General features: G+C 63.5%; 19 protein-coding genes and 1 tRNA gene. 16 read left to right on the plus strand and 4 right to left on the minus strand.

Going from position 1 to position 17,119, the window contains the following annotated elements:
• Positions 1 to 545: 545 nt before the first annotated feature.
• Positions 546 to 803 (minus strand): hypothetical protein, encoded by a 258-nt coding sequence (locus tag AAFN46_RS13500; RefSeq protein WP_347809218.1) that lies wholly within the window; start codon positions 801 to 803, stop codon positions 546 to 548.
• 184 nt (positions 804 to 987) lie between these two features.
• On the opposite strand from AAFN46_RS13500, the gene AAFN46_RS13505 reads away from it, so the two are divergent.
• From AAFN46_RS13505 to AAFN46_RS13580, 16 genes are all read left to right on the plus strand, one after another.
• Positions 988 to 2,976 carry a conjugal transfer protein TraG gene (locus AAFN46_RS13505; RefSeq protein WP_347809219.1) on the plus strand — a complete coding sequence of 663 codons (1,989 nt, stop codon included), beginning with the start codon at positions 988 to 990 and terminating at the stop codon, positions 2,974 to 2,976.
• On the plus strand, positions 2,973 to 3,407 hold the full coding sequence (locus AAFN46_RS13510; protein ID WP_347809220.1) for a CopG family transcriptional regulator: 435 nt from the start codon (positions 2,973 to 2,975) through the stop codon (positions 3,405 to 3,407). The genes AAFN46_RS13505 and AAFN46_RS13510 overlap by 4 nt, the downstream gene beginning before the upstream one ends.
• Positions 3,404 to 4,411, plus strand: a complete 1,008-nt coding sequence (trbB, locus tag AAFN46_RS13515; RefSeq protein ID WP_347809221.1) for a P-type conjugative transfer ATPase TrbB — start codon at positions 3,404 to 3,406, stop codon at positions 4,409 to 4,411. The genes AAFN46_RS13510 and trbB overlap by 4 nt, the downstream gene beginning before the upstream one ends.
• A complete protein-coding gene (locus AAFN46_RS13520; RefSeq protein ID WP_347809222.1) occupies positions 4,408 to 4,749 on the plus strand; it encodes a TrbC/VirB2 family protein in 342 nt (113 codons plus the stop codon). The genes trbB and AAFN46_RS13520 overlap by 4 nt, the downstream gene beginning before the upstream one ends.
• Positions 4,746 to 5,018: a VirB3 family type IV secretion system protein gene (locus tag AAFN46_RS13525; RefSeq protein ID WP_347809223.1), complete on the plus strand. Its 273-nt coding sequence runs from the start codon at positions 4,746 to 4,748 to the stop codon at positions 5,016 to 5,018. Before AAFN46_RS13520 ends, AAFN46_RS13525 begins: the two co-directional genes overlap by 4 nt.
• 10 nt (positions 5,019 to 5,028) lie before the next feature.
• Entirely contained in the window at positions 5,029 to 7,458 is a 2,430-nt protein-coding gene (gene trbE / locus AAFN46_RS13530) for a conjugal transfer protein TrbE (RefSeq protein ID WP_347809224.1), read from the plus strand.
• Positions 7,455 to 8,189, plus strand: coding sequence for a P-type conjugative transfer protein TrbJ (gene trbJ / locus AAFN46_RS13535; RefSeq protein ID WP_347809225.1), 735 nt, complete (start codon positions 7,455 to 7,457; stop codon positions 8,187 to 8,189). Before trbE ends, trbJ begins: the two co-directional genes overlap by 4 nt.
• Positions 8,190 to 8,201: 12 nt before the next feature.
• Positions 8,202 to 8,387: a hypothetical protein gene (locus AAFN46_RS13540; RefSeq protein WP_347809226.1), complete on the plus strand. Its 186-nt coding sequence runs from the start codon at positions 8,202 to 8,204 to the stop codon at positions 8,385 to 8,387.
• Positions 8,384 to 9,544 carry a P-type conjugative transfer protein TrbL gene (gene trbL / locus AAFN46_RS13545; RefSeq protein WP_347809227.1) on the plus strand — a complete coding sequence of 387 codons (1,161 nt, stop codon included), beginning with the start codon at positions 8,384 to 8,386 and terminating at the stop codon, positions 9,542 to 9,544. Before AAFN46_RS13540 ends, trbL begins: the two co-directional genes overlap by 4 nt.
• A 12-nt stretch (positions 9,545 to 9,556) precedes the next feature.
• On the plus strand, positions 9,557 to 10,264 hold the full coding sequence (gene trbF, locus AAFN46_RS13550; RefSeq protein ID WP_347809228.1) for a conjugal transfer protein TrbF: 708 nt from the start codon (positions 9,557 to 9,559) through the stop codon (positions 10,262 to 10,264).
• Entirely contained in the window at positions 10,261 to 11,247 is a 987-nt protein-coding gene (gene trbG / locus AAFN46_RS13555) for a P-type conjugative transfer protein TrbG (RefSeq protein WP_347809229.1), read from the plus strand. Before trbF ends, trbG begins: the two co-directional genes overlap by 4 nt.
• 2 nt (positions 11,248 to 11,249) lie before the next feature.
• Entirely contained in the window at positions 11,250 to 12,512 is a 1,263-nt protein-coding gene (locus AAFN46_RS13560; protein WP_347809230.1) for a TrbI/VirB10 family protein, read from the plus strand.
• On the plus strand, positions 12,509 to 12,736 hold the full coding sequence (locus AAFN46_RS13565) for a DUF2274 domain-containing protein (protein WP_347809231.1): 228 nt from the start codon (positions 12,509 to 12,511) through the stop codon (positions 12,734 to 12,736). The genes AAFN46_RS13560 and AAFN46_RS13565 overlap by 4 nt, the downstream gene beginning before the upstream one ends.
• Positions 12,737 to 12,914: 178 nt before the next feature.
• Complete coding sequence (locus AAFN46_RS13570; RefSeq protein WP_347809232.1) at positions 12,915 to 14,240, plus strand: HipA domain-containing protein; 1,326 nt, start codon at positions 12,915 to 12,917, stop codon at positions 14,238 to 14,240.
• The gene (locus AAFN46_RS13575; RefSeq protein ID WP_160017776.1) at positions 14,241 to 14,510 is read left to right on the plus strand and encodes a helix-turn-helix transcriptional regulator; all 270 of its coding nucleotides are present in this window, start codon (positions 14,241 to 14,243) and stop codon (positions 14,508 to 14,510) included.
• Between the two features lie 515 nt (positions 14,511 to 15,025).
• On the plus strand, positions 15,026 to 16,225 hold the full coding sequence (locus AAFN46_RS13580) for a tyrosine-type recombinase/integrase (RefSeq protein ID WP_347809233.1): 1,200 nt from the start codon (positions 15,026 to 15,028) through the stop codon (positions 16,223 to 16,225).
• A 95-nt stretch (positions 16,226 to 16,320) separates the two neighbouring features.
• On the opposite strand, the gene AAFN46_RS13585 is transcribed toward AAFN46_RS13580, so the two are convergent.
• The 3 genes from AAFN46_RS13585 to ihfA form a co-directional block, all read right to left on the minus strand.
• Positions 16,321 to 16,397, minus strand: a tRNA-Pro gene (locus tag AAFN46_RS13585).
• 82 nt (positions 16,398 to 16,479) lie between these two features.
• A complete protein-coding gene (locus AAFN46_RS13590) occupies positions 16,480 to 16,836 on the minus strand; it encodes a MerR family transcriptional regulator (RefSeq protein ID WP_277691760.1) in 357 nt (118 codons plus the stop codon).
• Positions 16,817 to 17,119 carry an integration host factor subunit alpha gene (ihfA, locus tag AAFN46_RS13595; RefSeq protein WP_002553164.1) on the minus strand — a complete coding sequence of 101 codons (303 nt, stop codon included), beginning with the start codon at positions 17,117 to 17,119 and terminating at the stop codon, positions 16,817 to 16,819. The genes AAFN46_RS13590 and ihfA overlap by 20 nt, the downstream gene beginning before the upstream one ends.

The following is a 17,119-nucleotide window of genomic DNA, read 5'->3' on the forward strand; positions in this document are numbered from 1 at the left end:
GGTCTGCTTGCGCTTGCCGGCGTACTCGGCATCGGCGAAGGTCATCTGCTTCATCGGGAAACTCGGGCAACGGGATCGGCGTATTTCACCAGATTCGGGAAGTCTTCTTCAGAATTTCCTTAGCAGCATATCCTTGGCGCGACGCCTCCCCTCCCACCGAGGTCCAGTACCAAGCCAAAACCTGCCCTACGGAAGAGTCAATTCGCCCCGCAGAATCTGTATCGTCCTCGACGCATCAATCGAAACGCGCACATTGCCGCGCTCCACGCGATTGATTTCGACGGTGATTCCATCGCGCAGGTCTTATGAAGGGCTTGCTCGGAGTCGGCTCCAGGGGCAACAGTGAGCACAATGGGTTGGCCGACACGGCGGGTGAGTAGGAGGTGGGACATGGCGATACCTTCCTTGGTAGTGAACTCAGCCTGAGCATAGTTGCTAACTCAGGAAACGCCCGCCTCCTTGTACACGCGCACCGAAGCAATCTCCAACTCCTCGACCAGAAACTCCCGTTCCTCCCGGCCGGCAATGCGTCCGATCAGTTCCCACTAATGATCCAGCTCTTCACTGATGGCCTGCATGCGCTCGATCATCTGCCGGGCAGGGGCTTGCAAAGCCTCGTCCTTGCACCTGAGTTGCTCGAACGCCTTGGCGGTAACAGACGCGGTCATACTGGTCGTGCTGCGGGCCATCAGGCCCAGCAGGTAGGTAAACTGCTCTTCCCTAGCAGACATAGGTTGCTCCTTTGATAGTGATTCTGAGCGTAGATTGACCTCCGCTGCGAGTTGGCCGATGCGGATCGACACCTACCGGTCGTGTACACCATACCCTGCTGAGCTTATCCGCCAACCGCCACAGCCTGCTGTGTTGTTCCATCCTCACTTAATCCCCCGCCGAAACGGTCTTTGACCCCTCGTCCCCCAGCACCGAACCTCTCGCCCGCGGCACCGCTACGTGCCGTGCGTTTTGCCAGGGAGGTTGGGTTCAGGGATGCAAGCGACGACGGTGCTGTACGGCCAGGTGCTGGTGGTGTTGGCCATTACCCTGTCCGGGGTGTGGGGTGCCACGCAGTGGACGGCGGCCGCGCTCGGCTATCAGGCTCGCCTGGGAGCACCTTGGTTCGAGTTGCTGGGTACACCGGTCTATCACCCCTGGCGTCTGTTCGAATGGTGGTTCGTCTTCGATGCCTATGCGCCGGACATTTTCAACGTTGGCGGCAGCATCGCCGCCTGCAGCAGCCTGCTGGCATTGGTGGTGTCCATCGGCATGGCTATCTGGCGGGCGCGCCAGGCACGCCGAGTTACCACCTACGGCTCAGCGCGCTGGGCCGATGCCGATGAGTTGCGTAAGGCTGGCCTGACCCGGCCTGCGGGTGTGTTCCTCGGCCAGTTCGACGCTCAGTACCTGCGTCACGAAGGCCCCGAGCATGTGCTGACCTTCGCTCCGACGCGCTCGGGCAAGGGCGTCGGCCTGGTGGTACCGACCCTGCTCTCCTGGCCGGCCTCGGCGGTCATCCACGACATCAAGGGCGAGAACTGGAGCCTGACCGCGGGATGGCGCTCGCGCTTCTCCCACTGCCTGTTGTTCAACCCCACCGACCTGGCCTCGGCCGCCTACAATCCGCTGCTTGAAGTGCGTCGCGGCGCCCATGAGGTGCGCGATGTGCAGAACATCGCCGACATCCTCGTCGACCCGGAGGGTGCGCTGGAGCGGCGCAACCACTGGGAGAAGACCAGCCACGCGCTGCTGGTCGGCGCCATCCTGCACGTGCTCTATGCCGGCCAGGACAAGACCCTGCGCGGCGTCGCCAACTTCCTCTCCGATCCGGCCTGCACATTCGAACTGACGCTGCACCGGATGATGACCACGCCGCACCTGGGCGATGCACCGCATCCGGTGGTGGCCTCGGCGGCGCGAGAAGTGCTGAACAAGAGCGACAACGAGCGCTCGGGCGTGCTGTCCACGGCCATGTCCTTCCTCGGCCTGTACCGCGATCCGACAGTGGCCGAAGTCACCTCGCGCTGCGACTGGCGCATCGCCGACCTGATCTCGGCCGAGCATCCTGTGTCGCTGTACCTGGTGGTGCCGCCCTCGGATATCAGCCGCACCAAGCCGCTTATCCGCCTGATCCTCAACCAGGTCGGCCGCCGCCTGACCGAGTCCCTCGACGGCTCCGACGGCATCGAGCGGAGGCACAAGCTGCTGCTGATGCTCGATGAGTTTCCGGCGCTGGGACGGCTGGATTTCTTCGAGACAGCACTGGCCTTCATGGCCGGCTATGGGCTGCGCGCCTTCCTGATCTCGCAGTCGCTGAACCAGATCGACAAGGCCTATGGCCAGAATCACTCGATCCTCGACAACTGCCATGTGCGGGTGACCTTCGCCACCAACGACGAACGCACCGCCAAGCGCATCTCCGAGACCCTGGGCACTGCCACCGAGTTGCGCGCGCAGCGCAACTACGCCGGCCACCGCCTGGCGCCCTGGCTGGGCCACCTGATGGTGTCGCGCCAGGAAACCGCACGCCCGCTGCTGACCCCGGGCGAGGTCATGCAACTGCCCAGCGACGAGGCCGTGGTGATGCTCTCGGGCCTGGCGCCGATCCGCGCGAAGAAGCTGCGCTACTTCACCGATGCCAACTTCCAGAACCGGGTACAGCCAGCGCCGCGCTTGCAGCCGGGCCGCTACGCCGACGCACCGGCGCCGCGCGCGGACGACTGGAGCGGCCTGGCCGTGCCTTCGGCCGCCGGCGCTGCGCCGGCTGGCCTGGCCGATGTCGAGAGCGCCGGGGACGGCGGCCCACGCCGTCAACCCGAACTGGCGGTGCTCGTCCAGTTGCCGGATCACGACGAGCTGGCCAGCGACCTGCTGCTCGACGAGGACGACATCCCCACTCCCTTCCCCACCCAGCCGGATCCACGCCTGCAGCGCGTGGCGCGGCTGGCCGCCCTCGACCCTGACGATGGAATAGCCCTATGAGCCGAGCCCGCCTGAACCTGTTTATCCAACCCGAGCACGCCAAGCGCCTGAACGAACTGGCGATCACCAAGGGCGTGTCGAAGTCCTCGATCATCGCCGCGGCGCTGGCCTCCTGGCTGTCGCCCGAGTCGGGCGAACAGCGCGAGGTGGCCATGGCCAAGCGCCTGGACCGGCTGTCGCGTCAGTTCGAGCGGCTGGAGCGCGACCAGCACATCCTGATCGAGACCGTGGCGCTGTACGTGCGCTACTACTTCACGGTCAGCACGCCGGTGCCCGAGGCACATCAGGAGGCGGCGCGGGCGCAAGGCAAACTGCGCTTCAGCCAGTTCGTCGAGCAACTGGGGCGTCACCTGCAGCGCGGGCGCAGCCTGGTCAGAGACGTACACGAGGAGGGTCAGGCAGAGGCTCAGGTCTCGGGAGAACGTCCATGACTGTCCCCTCCTCCCCAGTGCTGAGCGCAGCGGCAACTTCCCTGGATCGTCGCACCCGCATGCTGCGCACAGCGATGGGGCCACTGATCGCTGCCGCCCTGGATGACCCGGACGTGGTCGAGGTAATGCTCAACCCCGACGGCGTGCTTTGGCTGGATCGACTGTCCGCTGGCCGCTCCCGGTTGGGTACGCTGGCAGTTGGCGACGGCGAGCGGATCATCCGCCTGGTGGCCGCGCATGTCGGCGCGGAAGTGCATCGTGGCCGGCCGCTGTTGAGCGCCGAGTTGCCGGAGACCGGCGAACGCTTCGAGGGCGTGCTGCCGCCGTTGGTGGCCGGGCCGACCTTCGCCCTGCGTAAGCGCGCCGCTGGTGTCATCCCGCTGCAGCAATATGTCGCCGACGGCATCCTCAGCGACGCCCAGGCCGAGTACCTGCGCGTGGCCGTGCACGAGCGACAGAACATCCTTGTGGCCGGTGGCACCAGCAGCGGCAAGACCACCCTGGCCAATGCATTGCTGGCCGAGGTGGCCGGCAGCGGCGACCGCGTACTGGTGCTTGAGGACACGGTCGAGTTGCAGTGCCCGGCTCACGATCACGTCGCCCTGCGCACCAAGCCCGGGGTGGTGTCCATGGCCGACCTGGTGCGCAGCACGCTGCGCCTGCGTCCCGACCGCGTGGTGGTCGGCGAGGTGCGCGGCGGCGAGGCACTGGATCTGGTCAAGGCCTGGGGCACCGGCCATCCCGGCGGTATCGCCACGATTCACGCCGGCTCCGCTCAGGGCGCCCTGCTGCGCTTGGAGCAACTGATCCTGGAGGTCGCCCTAGCCGCGCCGCGGGCGCTGATCGCCGAGGCGGTCAACCTGGTGGTGTTCCTCGCCGGGCGCGGTCGCGCCCGCCATGTCCAGCAGATCGCCCGCGTCATCGGCCATGACGAGCGCGGCTACCAGCTCAGCTCCCTCGACACCCTCCTTCGCTCCTCCTCTGCTTCAGGAACTCAGCCATGACTGTCCTTCAGCTTTCCGCTGTTTATCGTCGCCGCAGCGCCTGCGCCTTGCTGCTCGGCACCCTATGCCTGGGCGCCTCCCTGCCCGTACTCGCCGCCGGTTCCGGCATGCCCTGGGAAGGGCCGCTGCAAGCGATCCTCGAATCCGTACAAGGCCCGGTGGCGCGCATCATCGCAGTGATCATCATCATTTCCACCGGCCTGACGCTGGCCTTCGGCGACACCAGCGGCGGCTTTCGCAAGCTGATCCAGATCGTCTTCGGTCTGTCGATCGCCTTCGCCGCGTCATCGTTCTTCCTCAGCTTCTTCAGCTTTGCCGGCGGGGCGGTGATCGCATGAACGGCGAGCGCGAACTCATCCCCGGTTTCGAGGTGCCACTGCACCGATCGCTGGCCGAGCCGATCCTGCTCGGTGGCGCACCACGCAACGTGGCGATCCTCAACGGCACTCTGGCGGCAGTGGTAGGCCTGGGCCTGCAACTCTGGCTGCCTGGCTTGGCGCTCTGGTTGGTCGGTCACTCGCTGGCGGTGTGGGGTGCCCGTTTGGACCCGCAGTTTCTGCAGGTTTTTGCCCGGCACATTAAGCAGCCGTCGCAGCTGGATGTGTGAGGAGGCCCCCATGCTGAACCTCAACGAATACCAGCGCCGCGCCGCCCAGCTCGCCGACTGGCTGCCCTGGGCCGGCCTGGTCGCACCCGGCGTCGTATTGAACAAGGACGGATCGTTCCAGCGCAGCTTGCGCTTTCGTGGGCCAGACCTGGACAGCGCCACCCAGGGCGAGCTGGTGGCCACCTCGGCACGCCTGAACAATGCCCTGCGTCGCCTTGGCTCGGGCTGGGCGCTGTTTGTTGAAGCCGAGCGTCTGGCGGCGGCGGACTACCCTGACAGCGATTTTCCAGAGCCGTTGTCCTGGCTGGTAGACGAGGAGCGCCGCGCCGCCTTCGCGGCCCAGGGCAGTCACTTCGAGAGTACCTACCACCTGACGCTGCTCTACCTGCCGCCGGAGGAGTCGCGCTCGCGCGCCGCCGGCCTGCTCTACGAACACCGGGCACAGCGTGGCGTCGACTGGCGCGAACGGCTGGCCACCTTCGTCGCCGAGACGGATCGCTTCTTCGATCTGCTGGACGGGGTGATGCCGGAACTCGCCTGGCTCGACGACAGCCAGACGCTGACCTACCTGCACGCCACGGTGTCGACCCACCGCCAGCGGCTGGCCGTGCCCGAGGTACCCTTCCACCTCGATGCCCTGCTGGCCGACAGCCCCCTTACTACCGGCCTGGCGCCGCGTTTGGGTGAGCAGCATCTGCGTGTGCTGTCGGTACGCGGCTTCCCCACTTCGACCTGGCCAGGCGTGCTGGACGATCTCAACCGTCTGGGCTTCGCCTATCGCTGGTCGACCCGCTTTATATGCCTGGACAAGGACGAGGCCGAGAAGGAACTGGTGCGCCTACGCCGGCAATGGTTCGCCAAGCGCAAGGGGGTCCTGGCACTACTGCGCGAAGCGATCTTCCAGCAGGAAAGCCCACTGCTCGACAGCGACGCCGCGAACAAGGCCAGCGACGCCGATGCGGCGCTGCAAGAACTCGGCGCCGACCAGGTCGTCTTCGGCTATGTGACCGCCACCGTGACGGTGAGCGATGCCGACGCCCAGGTCGCCGACGAGAAGCTGCGCCGGGTTGAACGTGTAATCCAGGGGCGCGGCTTCGTCGCCATCGCCGAGAGCCTCAACGCGGTGGAGGCCTGGCTCTCTTCGATCCCCGGCAACGCCTACGCCAATGTCCGCCAGCCGCTGATCTCCACGCTCAACCTGGCGCACCTGATGCCGGTCTCGGCAGTCTGGGCCGGCCCGGCGCGCAACGCGCACCTGGACGGTCCGCCACTGGTGATCACCCGCACCGATGGCGCAACACCGTTTCGCCTGATCACCCACGTCGGCGATGTCGGTCATACCCTGGTGGCCGGCCCTACCGGCATGGGCAAGTCGGTGTTGCTGGCGACCCTGGCCCTGCAGTTTCGCCGCTACCCGGGCTCACACCTGTTTCTCTTCGACATGGGGCGCTCGCTGCGCGCGACAGTGCTGGGCCTGGGTGGCGAGCACTACGACCTCGGAGGTGATGGCGACCTGGCCTTCCAGCCCCTGGCGCGAATCGACCAGCCTGGCTATCGCGCCTGGGCCGCCGAGTGGCTGGAAGCGCGCCTGCTACAGGAAGGCGTGGCCGTCGGCCCCGAGCAGAAGGCCGCACTGTGGACGGCGCTCGACAGCCTATCTGGCGCGCCGGAGGCGCAACGCACACTGACCGGTTTGTCCGTGCTGCTGCAGGACAACGCCCTACGCCAGGCACTGCAGCCCTACGTGCTGGGCGGTGCTCATGGCGCATTGCTAGATGCCGACCAGGATCGGCTGGGCACCGCCGATGTGCAGTGCTTCGAGATGGAGGAACTGATGCATAGCAAGGCGGCGGTGGCCGCCGTGCTGAGCTACCTGTTCGCCCGCTTCGAGGAACGCTTCGACGGCGCGCCGACGCTGCTGATCCTCGACGAGGCCTGGCTGTTCCTCGACGATCCGCTATTCGCCGCGCGCATCCGCCAGTGGCTCAAGACCCTGCGCAAGAAGAACGTCAGCGTCATCTTCGCCACCCAGTCACTGGCCGACATCAAGGACTCCAGCATCGCCACGGCAATCATCGAGAGCTGCGCCAGCCGCATCTTCTTGCCCAACCCGCAGGCGGGCGAGCCGCAGATCCGCGGCATCTACCAGGGCTTCGGCCTCAACGACCGACAGATCGAGATCGTCACCCAGGCCACGCCCAAGCGTGATTACTACTGCCAGTCGCGCCTGGGCAACCGCCTGTTCGACCTCGACCTGGGGCCGGTGGTGCTGGCCTTCGCAGCCTCGGCCAGTCCGGCCGAGCAGCGCGAGGTCGACCGAATTCTGCGAGCGTCCGGCCGAGCCAACTTCGCCCCTGCCTGGTTGCGTCATCGTGGCCTGGACTGGGCCGCCGACCTACTCACTGCCTATCCCTCGTCACGCAAGGAGTGCTTGCCATGAGATCCCCTGCCCACTGTTTCCCCTGCGCAACGCTGCTGGTACTTGGCTTGTTGGCTATGCAGCCAGCAAGCGCCTTCACAGTCATCGATCCGACCAATCTGGTGCAAAACATGCTGACCGCTGTGCGCACCCTGGAGATGGTCAACAACCAAGTCCGCCAGTTGCAGAACGAGACCCAGATGCTGCGGAACCAGGCCCGCCACCTTCAGCGCTTGGACTACAACGTGGTCAGCCAGTTGCGCGCGAGCTTGGCCAATACCGAGCGGCTGCTCGCCGAGGCACGCGGGCTGGCCTACGAAGTGCAGCGTCTGGATCAGGAGTTCAGCCGACTCTACCCGAACGAGTACACCGGCGACGTCAGCAGCCAGCGCATGGCAGAAGAAGCGCGCGAGCGCTGGCAGCAGGGCCTCGACGGACTGCATACGGCGCTACGTGTGCAGGCGCAGGTGACGCAGGGCCTGGCCGAGGATGAAAGCGCCCTGACCGCGCTGATACAGCAGAGCCAGTCGGCGGGTGGCGCCTTGCAGGCTGCCCAGGCCACCAACCAGTTGCTGGCCCTGCAGGCCAAGCAGTCGATCCAAGCGCAGCAACTGCAGATCACCCAGAACCGCGCCGTTGCCTTGGAGCTTGCCCGTCAGTCTGCAGCGGCCGAGGAGGCACGCGAACGGCGGCGGCGCTTTATGGGCAGTGGCACGCCCTATACCCCCTACCCCGTGCAGTTCTATCGGTAGGGAGGCGCCTTCATGAGATTCCTGACTCTGCTGCCGCTGCTGGTGCTGGCCGCCTGCGGACAGGGCGACAACGGCCTCATGGCTCGGCAACACGATTCGGCTGGGCGCTTCTACTCCGGCTGCGCACGCCCCGGTGAGTTTCTCCGGCCTACCGACTTGCCCGCAATCCCTGCGAGCTTCGACGAGGACGTGCAATGAACGACGTCAGCGTGATCGACCGTTTCCTTGAGGTGTTCGGGCTGTACATCGACACGGGCTTCGGCTTGCTCGGCGGCGAGGTGGCCTTTCTCACCATGACCCTGGTGGTGATCGACATGACCCTGGCCGGGCTGTTCTGGGCCATGGGAGGTGAGGACGTCAGCGCCAAGCTGATCCGCAAGACTCTCTATGTCGGTGCCTTCGCCTTCATCATCGGCAACTTCAACATGCTGGCCAAGATCGTCTTCAACTCCTTCGCCGGGTTGGGTCTGCTGGCCTCTGGTTCTGCGTTGAGTCATGCGGAGTTTCTGCAGCCAGGGCGGTTGGCCGCGATTGGGGTTGATGCCGGAGCCCCGCTGCTCGAGCAGATCAGCATGCTCAGCGGATTTCCGGAAGTCTTCGAAAACTTGCACAGCATCCTAGTGCTGTTCCTGGCCTGGCTGGTGGTGATCGTCAGTTTCTTCTTTCTGGCCATCCAGCTGTTCGTCACCTTGGTCGAATTCAAGCTGACCACCCTCGCCGGCTTCGTGCTGGTGCCCTTTGCGCTGTGGAACAAGACCGCCTTTCTTGCCGAGAAGGTGCTGGGCAACGTTGTGGCGGCTGGCATAAAGGTGCTGGTGCTAGCGGTGATCGTCGGTATCGGCAGCGGGTTGTTCGCCGAGTTCCAGCCCGTGCCGGACGAGTCCTCCATCGATCATGCACTGGTGGTCATGCTCGCCTCGCTGGCCTTGCTCGGCCTGGGGATCTTCGGGCCGGGCATTGCCACCGGGTTGGTCTCCGGCGCACCGCAACTGGGTGCTGGTGCAGCAGCCGGTACCGCGCTCGGCGCGGCTGGCATGGCAGCTGGTGCGGCTGCAGTCGCCACAGGTGTCGGCGGCGCGGTATTGGCCGGCGCGCGTATGGCACCCGGTGCAGCGCGCTGGGCGATGGGCCGCGCTCGCTCTCTGGCAGGAGCCTCTTCCGGCGCTACAGCAGGTGGCGCCCCCGCCGCTTCCGATCCTGCAACTGCCCCAGCCAAACAGCCCGACTGGGCCAGGCGCCTGCAGCGCAGGCAACAACTCTCACAGGCCACCAACACGGTCGCCCACACCCTGCGCGGTGGCGATGGCGGTGGTTCATCACCCGGGCCGCAGATTCGCGACCCATCGAATTCGTAAAGGAGGACGAGGATGCGATTCAGACGCCCACGGGTGCGCTACAGCGATACCCCACAACCTGTCACCCCCTACCAGGCAGCGGCACAGGCCTGGGACCGGCGCATGGGCAGCAGCCTGGCGCAGGCACGTAACTGGCGACTGATGGCCTTCGGTTGCCTGGCCCTGGCGCTGCTGATGGCCGGTGGGCTGGTCTGGCGTTCGTCGCAGTCGACGGTGACGCCTTACGTGGTGGAGGTCGACAGCCTCGGCCAGGTGCGCGCCGTTGGCGAAGCCGCCAGCCCTTACCAGCCCAAGGATGCGCAGATCGCCCACCACCTGGCGCGCTTTATCGAGCAGGTGCGTTCGCTATCGATTGATCCGGTGGTGGTGCGGCAGAACTGGCTGGAGGCCTATCACTCCACTACTGATCGCGGCGCCGCCACCCTCAACGACTATGCCCGCGCCAACGATCCCTTCACCCGAGTCGGCAAGGAGTCGGTGTCGGTGGAAGTCACCAGCGTGGTGCGCGCAAGCGACAGCTCATTCCAGGTGCGCTGGATAGAGCGTCGCTTCGTGAATGGTTCGGCCGCCGGCCAGGAGCGCTGGACTGCGGTGATCTCGCTGGTGCTGCAGCCTCCACGCACCGAGGAAAAGCTGCGCCGCAACCCGCTCGGCATCTACGTCAACGGTCTGTCCTGGAGCCGTGAGCTGGAGACTACGGAAGGAGCCAAGCAACCATGAAAACCGCCCTGAACCTCTGCATCTGCTCTTTGCTTCTGAGCATGCTGGCCGGCTGCGCCAGGCAGCAGCCGCCGGTGATCGCGCTAGATGAACCGGTAGAAGCACAGCGCCTGCCGGAGCCGCCCAAGCCCATCGAGGTGGTGGAAGTGCCCAAGCCCTTGGCCCTGCCGGCGCAGCTCAAACCGCTGCCGGAAACTCAACCCAGCAAACCGGCCAAGGAACCGGCCGATGAACGCGTGCGGGTCTCTCGCGCCAATCGCGACGCTCGGGTCGCGCCGAGCCGGGAGGGCTATATCAACGCCATCCAGGTCTGGCCCTACTCCGATGGCGCGCTGTATCAGGTGTACACCAGCCCGGGTCGGGTGACGGCAATCAACCTGCAGCCCGGCGAGGAGCTGGTCACCGTGGCCGCTGGCGACACCGTGCGCTGGATCGTTGGCGACACCACCAGTGGCAGCGGCGATGGGTTGCGCACCGCCGTGCTGATCAAACCGACGCGGGTCGATCTCAAGACCAACCTCGTGATCACCACCACACGCCGCACCTACCTGATCGAGCTGAGTTCCACCGAGCACGCCTGGATGGCTTCGGCGTCCTGGGACTATCCGAAGGATCGCATGCTCGCCCTACAGCGCCATTCCAACGCCGCCCAGGCCGCGGCATCGGTAGATGTTGGCCTCTCCTTGGAACGGCTGCGCTTTCGCTATGCGATCAGCGGCAGCAATCCACCCTGGAAGCCGCTGCGCGCCTTCGACGACGGCCGCAAGGTGTATATCCAGTTCCCCGCCGGTATCGCCCTGGGCGAGCTGCCTCCGCTGTTCGTGATCGGCCCGGAAGGCGACGGGCAACTGGTCAACTATCGCTTCCGCTCGCCCTACTACATCGTCGACCGCCTGTTCGGCGCAGCCGAGTTGCGTCTGGGTGCCGACAAGGGCGACGTGGTGCGGATCGAACGCACCGACGGCGTGGCACGGAGGCCCTGAGCATGAGGGGTAAGGACAACGACCAAAACGTGACAACCTCGCTACCGCCCAAGGAGGCGCCGGAGTCGCTGGAGCTGCGCGCCAAGCCTCGCCCGGTCACCCGCCTCAACCCACGCATGCTCGCGGTAGTGGTCGGAGGCCTATCGGCTGCGGTACTCGGCGCCATGCTGTGGTCGCTGCAACCGCAGCAGCGCCACCAGGGCGCCGAGCCGAACGAGCTATACAACGTCGACCGCGTGGCGCGCTCCGAGGGGCTGGATCAGTTGCCGGCAGACTACTCGCAGCTGCTGCCTCCACCTGCGCCCGAGGTACCGCAACTGGGGACGCCGCTGCCCGGCGATCTTGGCGGGCCAATCCTCAGGGCGGAGCAGCAGGCGCAAGGTTATGGACATGGGCCAGATGCCGCCGAAGCAGAGCGCCTGGCCCTGCTCAAGGAAGCCGAGGAAGCAGCGCAGTCCTCGGTGTTCTTCCAGACCGACAGCTCGCGGAAATCGAACGTCGCATCTGGTGGTGGCGCTCAACTCGATTACCCGGTTCTGAATACGGCTTCCTCAGGCGCAGTAGCCGCCGCAGGAGCCCCAACCCAGCAGGAACGGAACGAGGCGTTTCTCAGTAAATCCGTAAATGCACAAATCCGTAATTCCGGATTGCTGCAGATGCCTGAGTCGCCCTACCAGGTGATGGCCGGTACCGTCATCGCGGCGGCGCTTGTCACCGGTATCAAGTCGGATCTACCCGGGGACGTGATCGCCACAGTGACCGAGCCGGTCTATGACAGTGCCACCGGCCAGCATGTGCTGATTCCGCAAGGCGCGCGCCTGCTGGGCCGCTACAACAGCCAGGTGAGCTACGGGCAAAGCCGTGTGCAGGTAGTGTGGCAGCGGGTGATCTTGCCAGACACCTCGTCTTTCCAGCTCGACAACCTGGTCGGTACCGACGCCGCCGGCTATGCCGGTCTCGAGGATGGCGTCGACTGGCACTGGGACCGGATCGTCGCTGGTGCGGCCATGACCAGCCTGCTGGAAATCGGAGCCGAGCTGGCGGCACCAACCAGTCGCGCCGACGGCGACCGCATCATCATCGCCGGGCGCGACAGCCTGCAGGACACGGTGAGCCAGGTCGGCCAGGAAGTCACCCGCCGCAACCTCGATATCCAGCCCACGCTGACCCAGCGCCCTGGGTTACCACTCCGAGTGATCATCAACCGCGACCTGGTGCTGCGCCCCTATCAGCCTTTCTCCGCTCAACAGAGGAACCTGCAATGAGCACGACCAAGTTGCGTCTCGGCCCTTTGCCGAAAACCGAAAACCTGAAGCTGACCTTCACCTGCCCCGCCGGCCTGAAGGCCGACCTTGAGCGCTACGCGGCGTTGCACTCGCAGACCTACGGCGAAGAAGTCGACGCCCTGACGCTCATCCCGCACATGCTGGAAGCTTTCATGTCGAGGGACCGTGTGTTCAGGAGGGCCAACAGCAAGCCCACCGCCTGAATTGAACGCCTTGTCGCAAGCTAGCCCTTGCGATCAAGCATGGAAATCGCCATTGATCAGCCCCACAAATCGGCACTAAAGTGCTCTTTATATCTAGAATCGGAGTGATTTAAGGCATTTTATTGCCTTTATTCGCGGCAACCAGTAGCTTTAAAGGCATTAAAGTGCCGGAGCCCATATGCACTCTCTCACCCTGCAACTGTACAGTGGCCATGCCTGGCATGACGCCATGCACCTCAACTTCGAACAGCCCGAGGCGGGTCTGGCTGGGGTGTGTTCTTTTGGCTATGAGCAGACATATCTGCTCGAGACGCTGGAGCACATCGGCAGCCGCCTTGAGCAAGCAGTTAGCGCCACAGTGCCATTGGGTTGGGACTCCTATCGGGGCGCCACGGCTCCCGCATTCCTTTACGACATATTGCCCGCAGGGGCCGCACGTCGTTTCCTGCTCCAGCGTTTGGGCGAACAGAAACCCGAGAATCTGGAACTGGACCTATTCCTCCTGAGTCGGTGCGCTCCGGCGCCGGTGGGCAACCTGCGCATCAAGGAGGCGGCAGCAGCGCTTCAGGGAAGCCCGCTGCTGGGTTTTTCTCGCGAGGATGTAATCAACCGCGATTCGCGCTTTCTGGAATACGCCTACGAGCAGGGTGCGGCTATCGGTGGCGCCACAGGTGCGGGTGGGGAAGCCCCCAAACTGTTGCTGACCGAAGACCGAGAAGGTGCCTTGCACCCAGATGCGGCTCTTCCGGATGCCAATGCGACCTGCCACTGGTTCGTGAAGTTCGCGCGAAACCAGGCTAGGCAGACCGACCAAGACATCCTGCGTAGCGAGTTCTGCTTCTACAGGGCCATCCAGCGGCTTGGCCTGGATACTGTACCTACCGAAGGCCTGGCTCTAGAGGAAGGCCGTAAGCCTAGCCTGTGGATGCGTCGTTTTGACCGTCATCTCAGTGCCGCTGGTGTGGAGCGCAGCGCCATGGAGTCCCTGTACTCACTGGCAGGAGTGACCGTGCCAGGCAGCTACCTACTGCATACCGACGCCCTGAAGCACCTGGTCAGGCTGTGGCAGCAGACGGGGCAAGGCGCACAAGTTGGCGACATGATTTTTGAGTATCTACAGCGCGACTTACTCAACCAGATTCTTGGCAATTCAGACAACCATGGCCGCAATACTTCAATTTTGCGCAACAGCACGGGCCTGAAACTCGCCCCCATCTACGACCTTGCCCCCATGGTGATGGATGATGAAGGCATCACTCGCACTACAAAATGGCCTCAGCCTATCGAGATTGCCGGCGAGATCAATTGGCGCCAGGCCTGTGCCGCAGTAGGGCAATGGACCGACGCAGATGTTCTATATGAAAGGCTCAGAGGCGCATCGCACGATTTCCTCGCCCTTCCCGACCTGCTGAGCGATCAGGGGCTACCAAATTCCACCATGAATCATCCGCGTATTGCGCTGCGAAACCTCCAGCAGCGACTCAGCCGATGGGGGCTTGTCTAAGTGGACATCATCGAGCGCAACCGTATTCTGAACGAAATACAGACCCAACTGGCGTCGGGCGAGTTGAGCATCGGCCAAGCTGTGCGCAAGTTGCGGAAGGAAATCACCGGGTTGCAGCAGGCCCGTTTCGCGCAGATGTGCAAACTATCCCTGCGTGCCCTTCGTCAGCTGGAGCATGACGAGTCAAATCCAACCGTGCAGACCCTGAACAGCGTGTTCAATCCATTTGGCATGCAAGTTGGCATTGTACCGAAGACACGAAATCAATAGAGGCAGCCTGAGCACACCTCAAGAGGAATACTCCTGCCACCGCTACGATCCTGAAAACGGCGGCAACCCTCACCCTCGCCTGCTCCCTTGCCTCGCTCTGCCTCTGAATCCGCTCTCCGAGCCAAAACGGTTGTTGTACCAAACCCTCCGCAGCCCCCTCCACCACGTTGTTCGCCCAGCGAGCAGCGGACAGCATCTGCAGCACGGATCAGGGCCGATAAGGAGGCGACATTCATGCCCGCATCATCTGAACAGATAGCCGCACGCTTGATCACCAGCCCACCCCGAATCCTGCGAGCCAGTGCGGCTCCCGCCTATCTCGGCATGTGCCGCACAGAATTCAACAAAACCGTCCGGCCTCACGTGCGGGAATTCCGCATTGGAGTGCAAGGCATCGGCTTTGATCGCAAAGAACTAGATGCCTGGGCAGACGCCTACATCGACCAGGCCATCATTGAAAAGGAAGGTGCCAAGGGACATGATCACTCCCGCAGCGAGCGCCAAGGAGAAAAACCATGGCGCGAAAAACCATTAGCGGCCTCTACCAAAGGAACGGGATCTGGCACATCGACAAGGTCTTCAGAGGTCAGCGAATTCAGGAAAGCACTGGATCAAGCGATAGGAAGGAGGCAGAGCAGTACCTGATACACAAGCTGGAAAAGCTCCGGGAACAGAAGATCTACGGTGTCCGCACGATCAGAACCTGGCGGGAAGCCGCTACGCGTTACCTGATTGAGTACAAGGATCAACCGTCGATAGGCCTCACGGCCATCTATCTGGAGCAGTTGGATCCATATATTGGCGACCAGCCTCTGACTCATGTCGACGACGAGACCCTGGCTCCCTACATAAGGGATCGACTCAAGAGCAGCAGAACCAGCGATGGCAAGTTGAAGCCTGGTGTCTCGCACCGCACGGTGAACATCGCCCTGGAGCGCGTCATACGCATCCTGAACCTATGCGCCCGAAAATGGCGTGATGAGCAGAAGCGTCCCTGGCTCGACGTAGTGCCGATGATCACCAAGCTGGAAGAGAAGAAAACCAGACGCATGCCCTACCCGATGTCCTGGGAAGAGCAGTCGATTCTCTTCGCCGAACTGCCTGACCACCTGCGCCGCATGGCCCTGTATAAGGTGAACAGCGGCTCACGCGAGCAGGAAGTCGTGAAGCTTCGCTGGGATTGGGAAATACCAATCCCAGAGCTCAACACAAGCGTGTTTCTCATACCGGCGGATTTTGGTGGCCGACATGAGAGTTCAGGGGTCAAGAACGGCGACGAGCGGCTCGTGGTGCTCAACAACGTAGCCAAGTCGGTCATCGAGGGACAGCGTGGGCTTGATCCGGTCTGGGTATTTCCTTACGGACAACCCGATCGAAACGGCAAGGCCACTCCGGTTCACCGGATGAACGACTCGGCCTGGAAGAAAGCCAGGGTCAGAGCTGCGAAGAAATTCCAGGAGCGCTTCATGCGCCCTGCTCCACCTGGATTTGCTTCGATCCGCGTTCACGATCTGAAGCACACTTTCGGTCGAAGACTTCGGGCAGCTGGAGTAACGGAGGAAGACAGGAAGGCTCTGCTGGGCCACAAGAACGGCAGCATCACCAGTCACTACTCGGCCGCAGAGTTGGGCAAACTGATCGATGAAGCCAACAGGATTTCGGCCACCGACTCGCGTGGGCCGGCCCTGACAATTTTGAGGAGAATGGCAGGATGAAAGAAAGTCCCGCAAAAGTCCCTGCGCTTCGAGATGTGAAGCGCCCATAAAAAAATCCAGTCACCGCTAAGCAACTGGATTTTTTAGGGTTTTTTTGGTCGGGACGGAGTGATTCGAACACTCGACCCCTTGCACCCCATGCAAGTGCGCTACCGGGCTGCGCTACGCCCCGACGATGCTGCCGTGTTACCGGAAGCGGGGAGGACTTTACAATAAGCTGCTGAATTGTGGAAGTTTTTTTTGCTACTGCGGCGTTATTTACGTAACACCAGCAGGACCTCTTCCAGCTCGGCAATCATCTGCCGGATCAGCTGCTTGTACTGGGTGGTGTCGTCCTTGGCCTCGTCGCCGGAGAGGCGCTGGCGCGCGCCGCCGATGGTGAAACCCTGGTCGTACAGGAGCGCCCTGATCTGGCGAATCATCAGCACGTCCTGGCGCTGATAGTAGCGGCGGTTGCCCCGCCGCTTCACCGGATTGAGCTGGGGAAACTCCTGCTCCCAGTAACGCAAAACATGAGGCTTGACGGCGCAGAGGTCACTGACTTCGCCGATGGTGAAGTAGCGTTTGCCAGGTATGGGCGGCAGCTCGTCGTTATGACTTGGTTCCAGCATATGCCTCTACTCTGGCCTTGAGCTTCTGGCCCGGACGAAAGGTGACCACACGGCGAGCCGTGATCGGGATTTCTTCGCCTGTCTTGGGATTGCGGCCTGGGCGCTGACGCTTGTCGCGTAGGTCGAAATTGCCGAAACCGGACAATTTGACCTGCTCGTTGTCTTCCAGCGCGTGGCGGATTTCCTCGAAAAACAGCTCCACCAACTCCTTGGCTTCCCGCTTATTCAGGCCAAGCTCTTCATACAGACGTTCCGCCATTTCAGCTTTCGTCAGAGCCCCCAT

This window comes from Pseudomonas sp. CAU 1711 (assembly GCF_039888625.1).
Taxonomy (GTDB): domain Bacteria; phylum Pseudomonadota; class Gammaproteobacteria; order Pseudomonadales; family Pseudomonadaceae; genus Aquipseudomonas.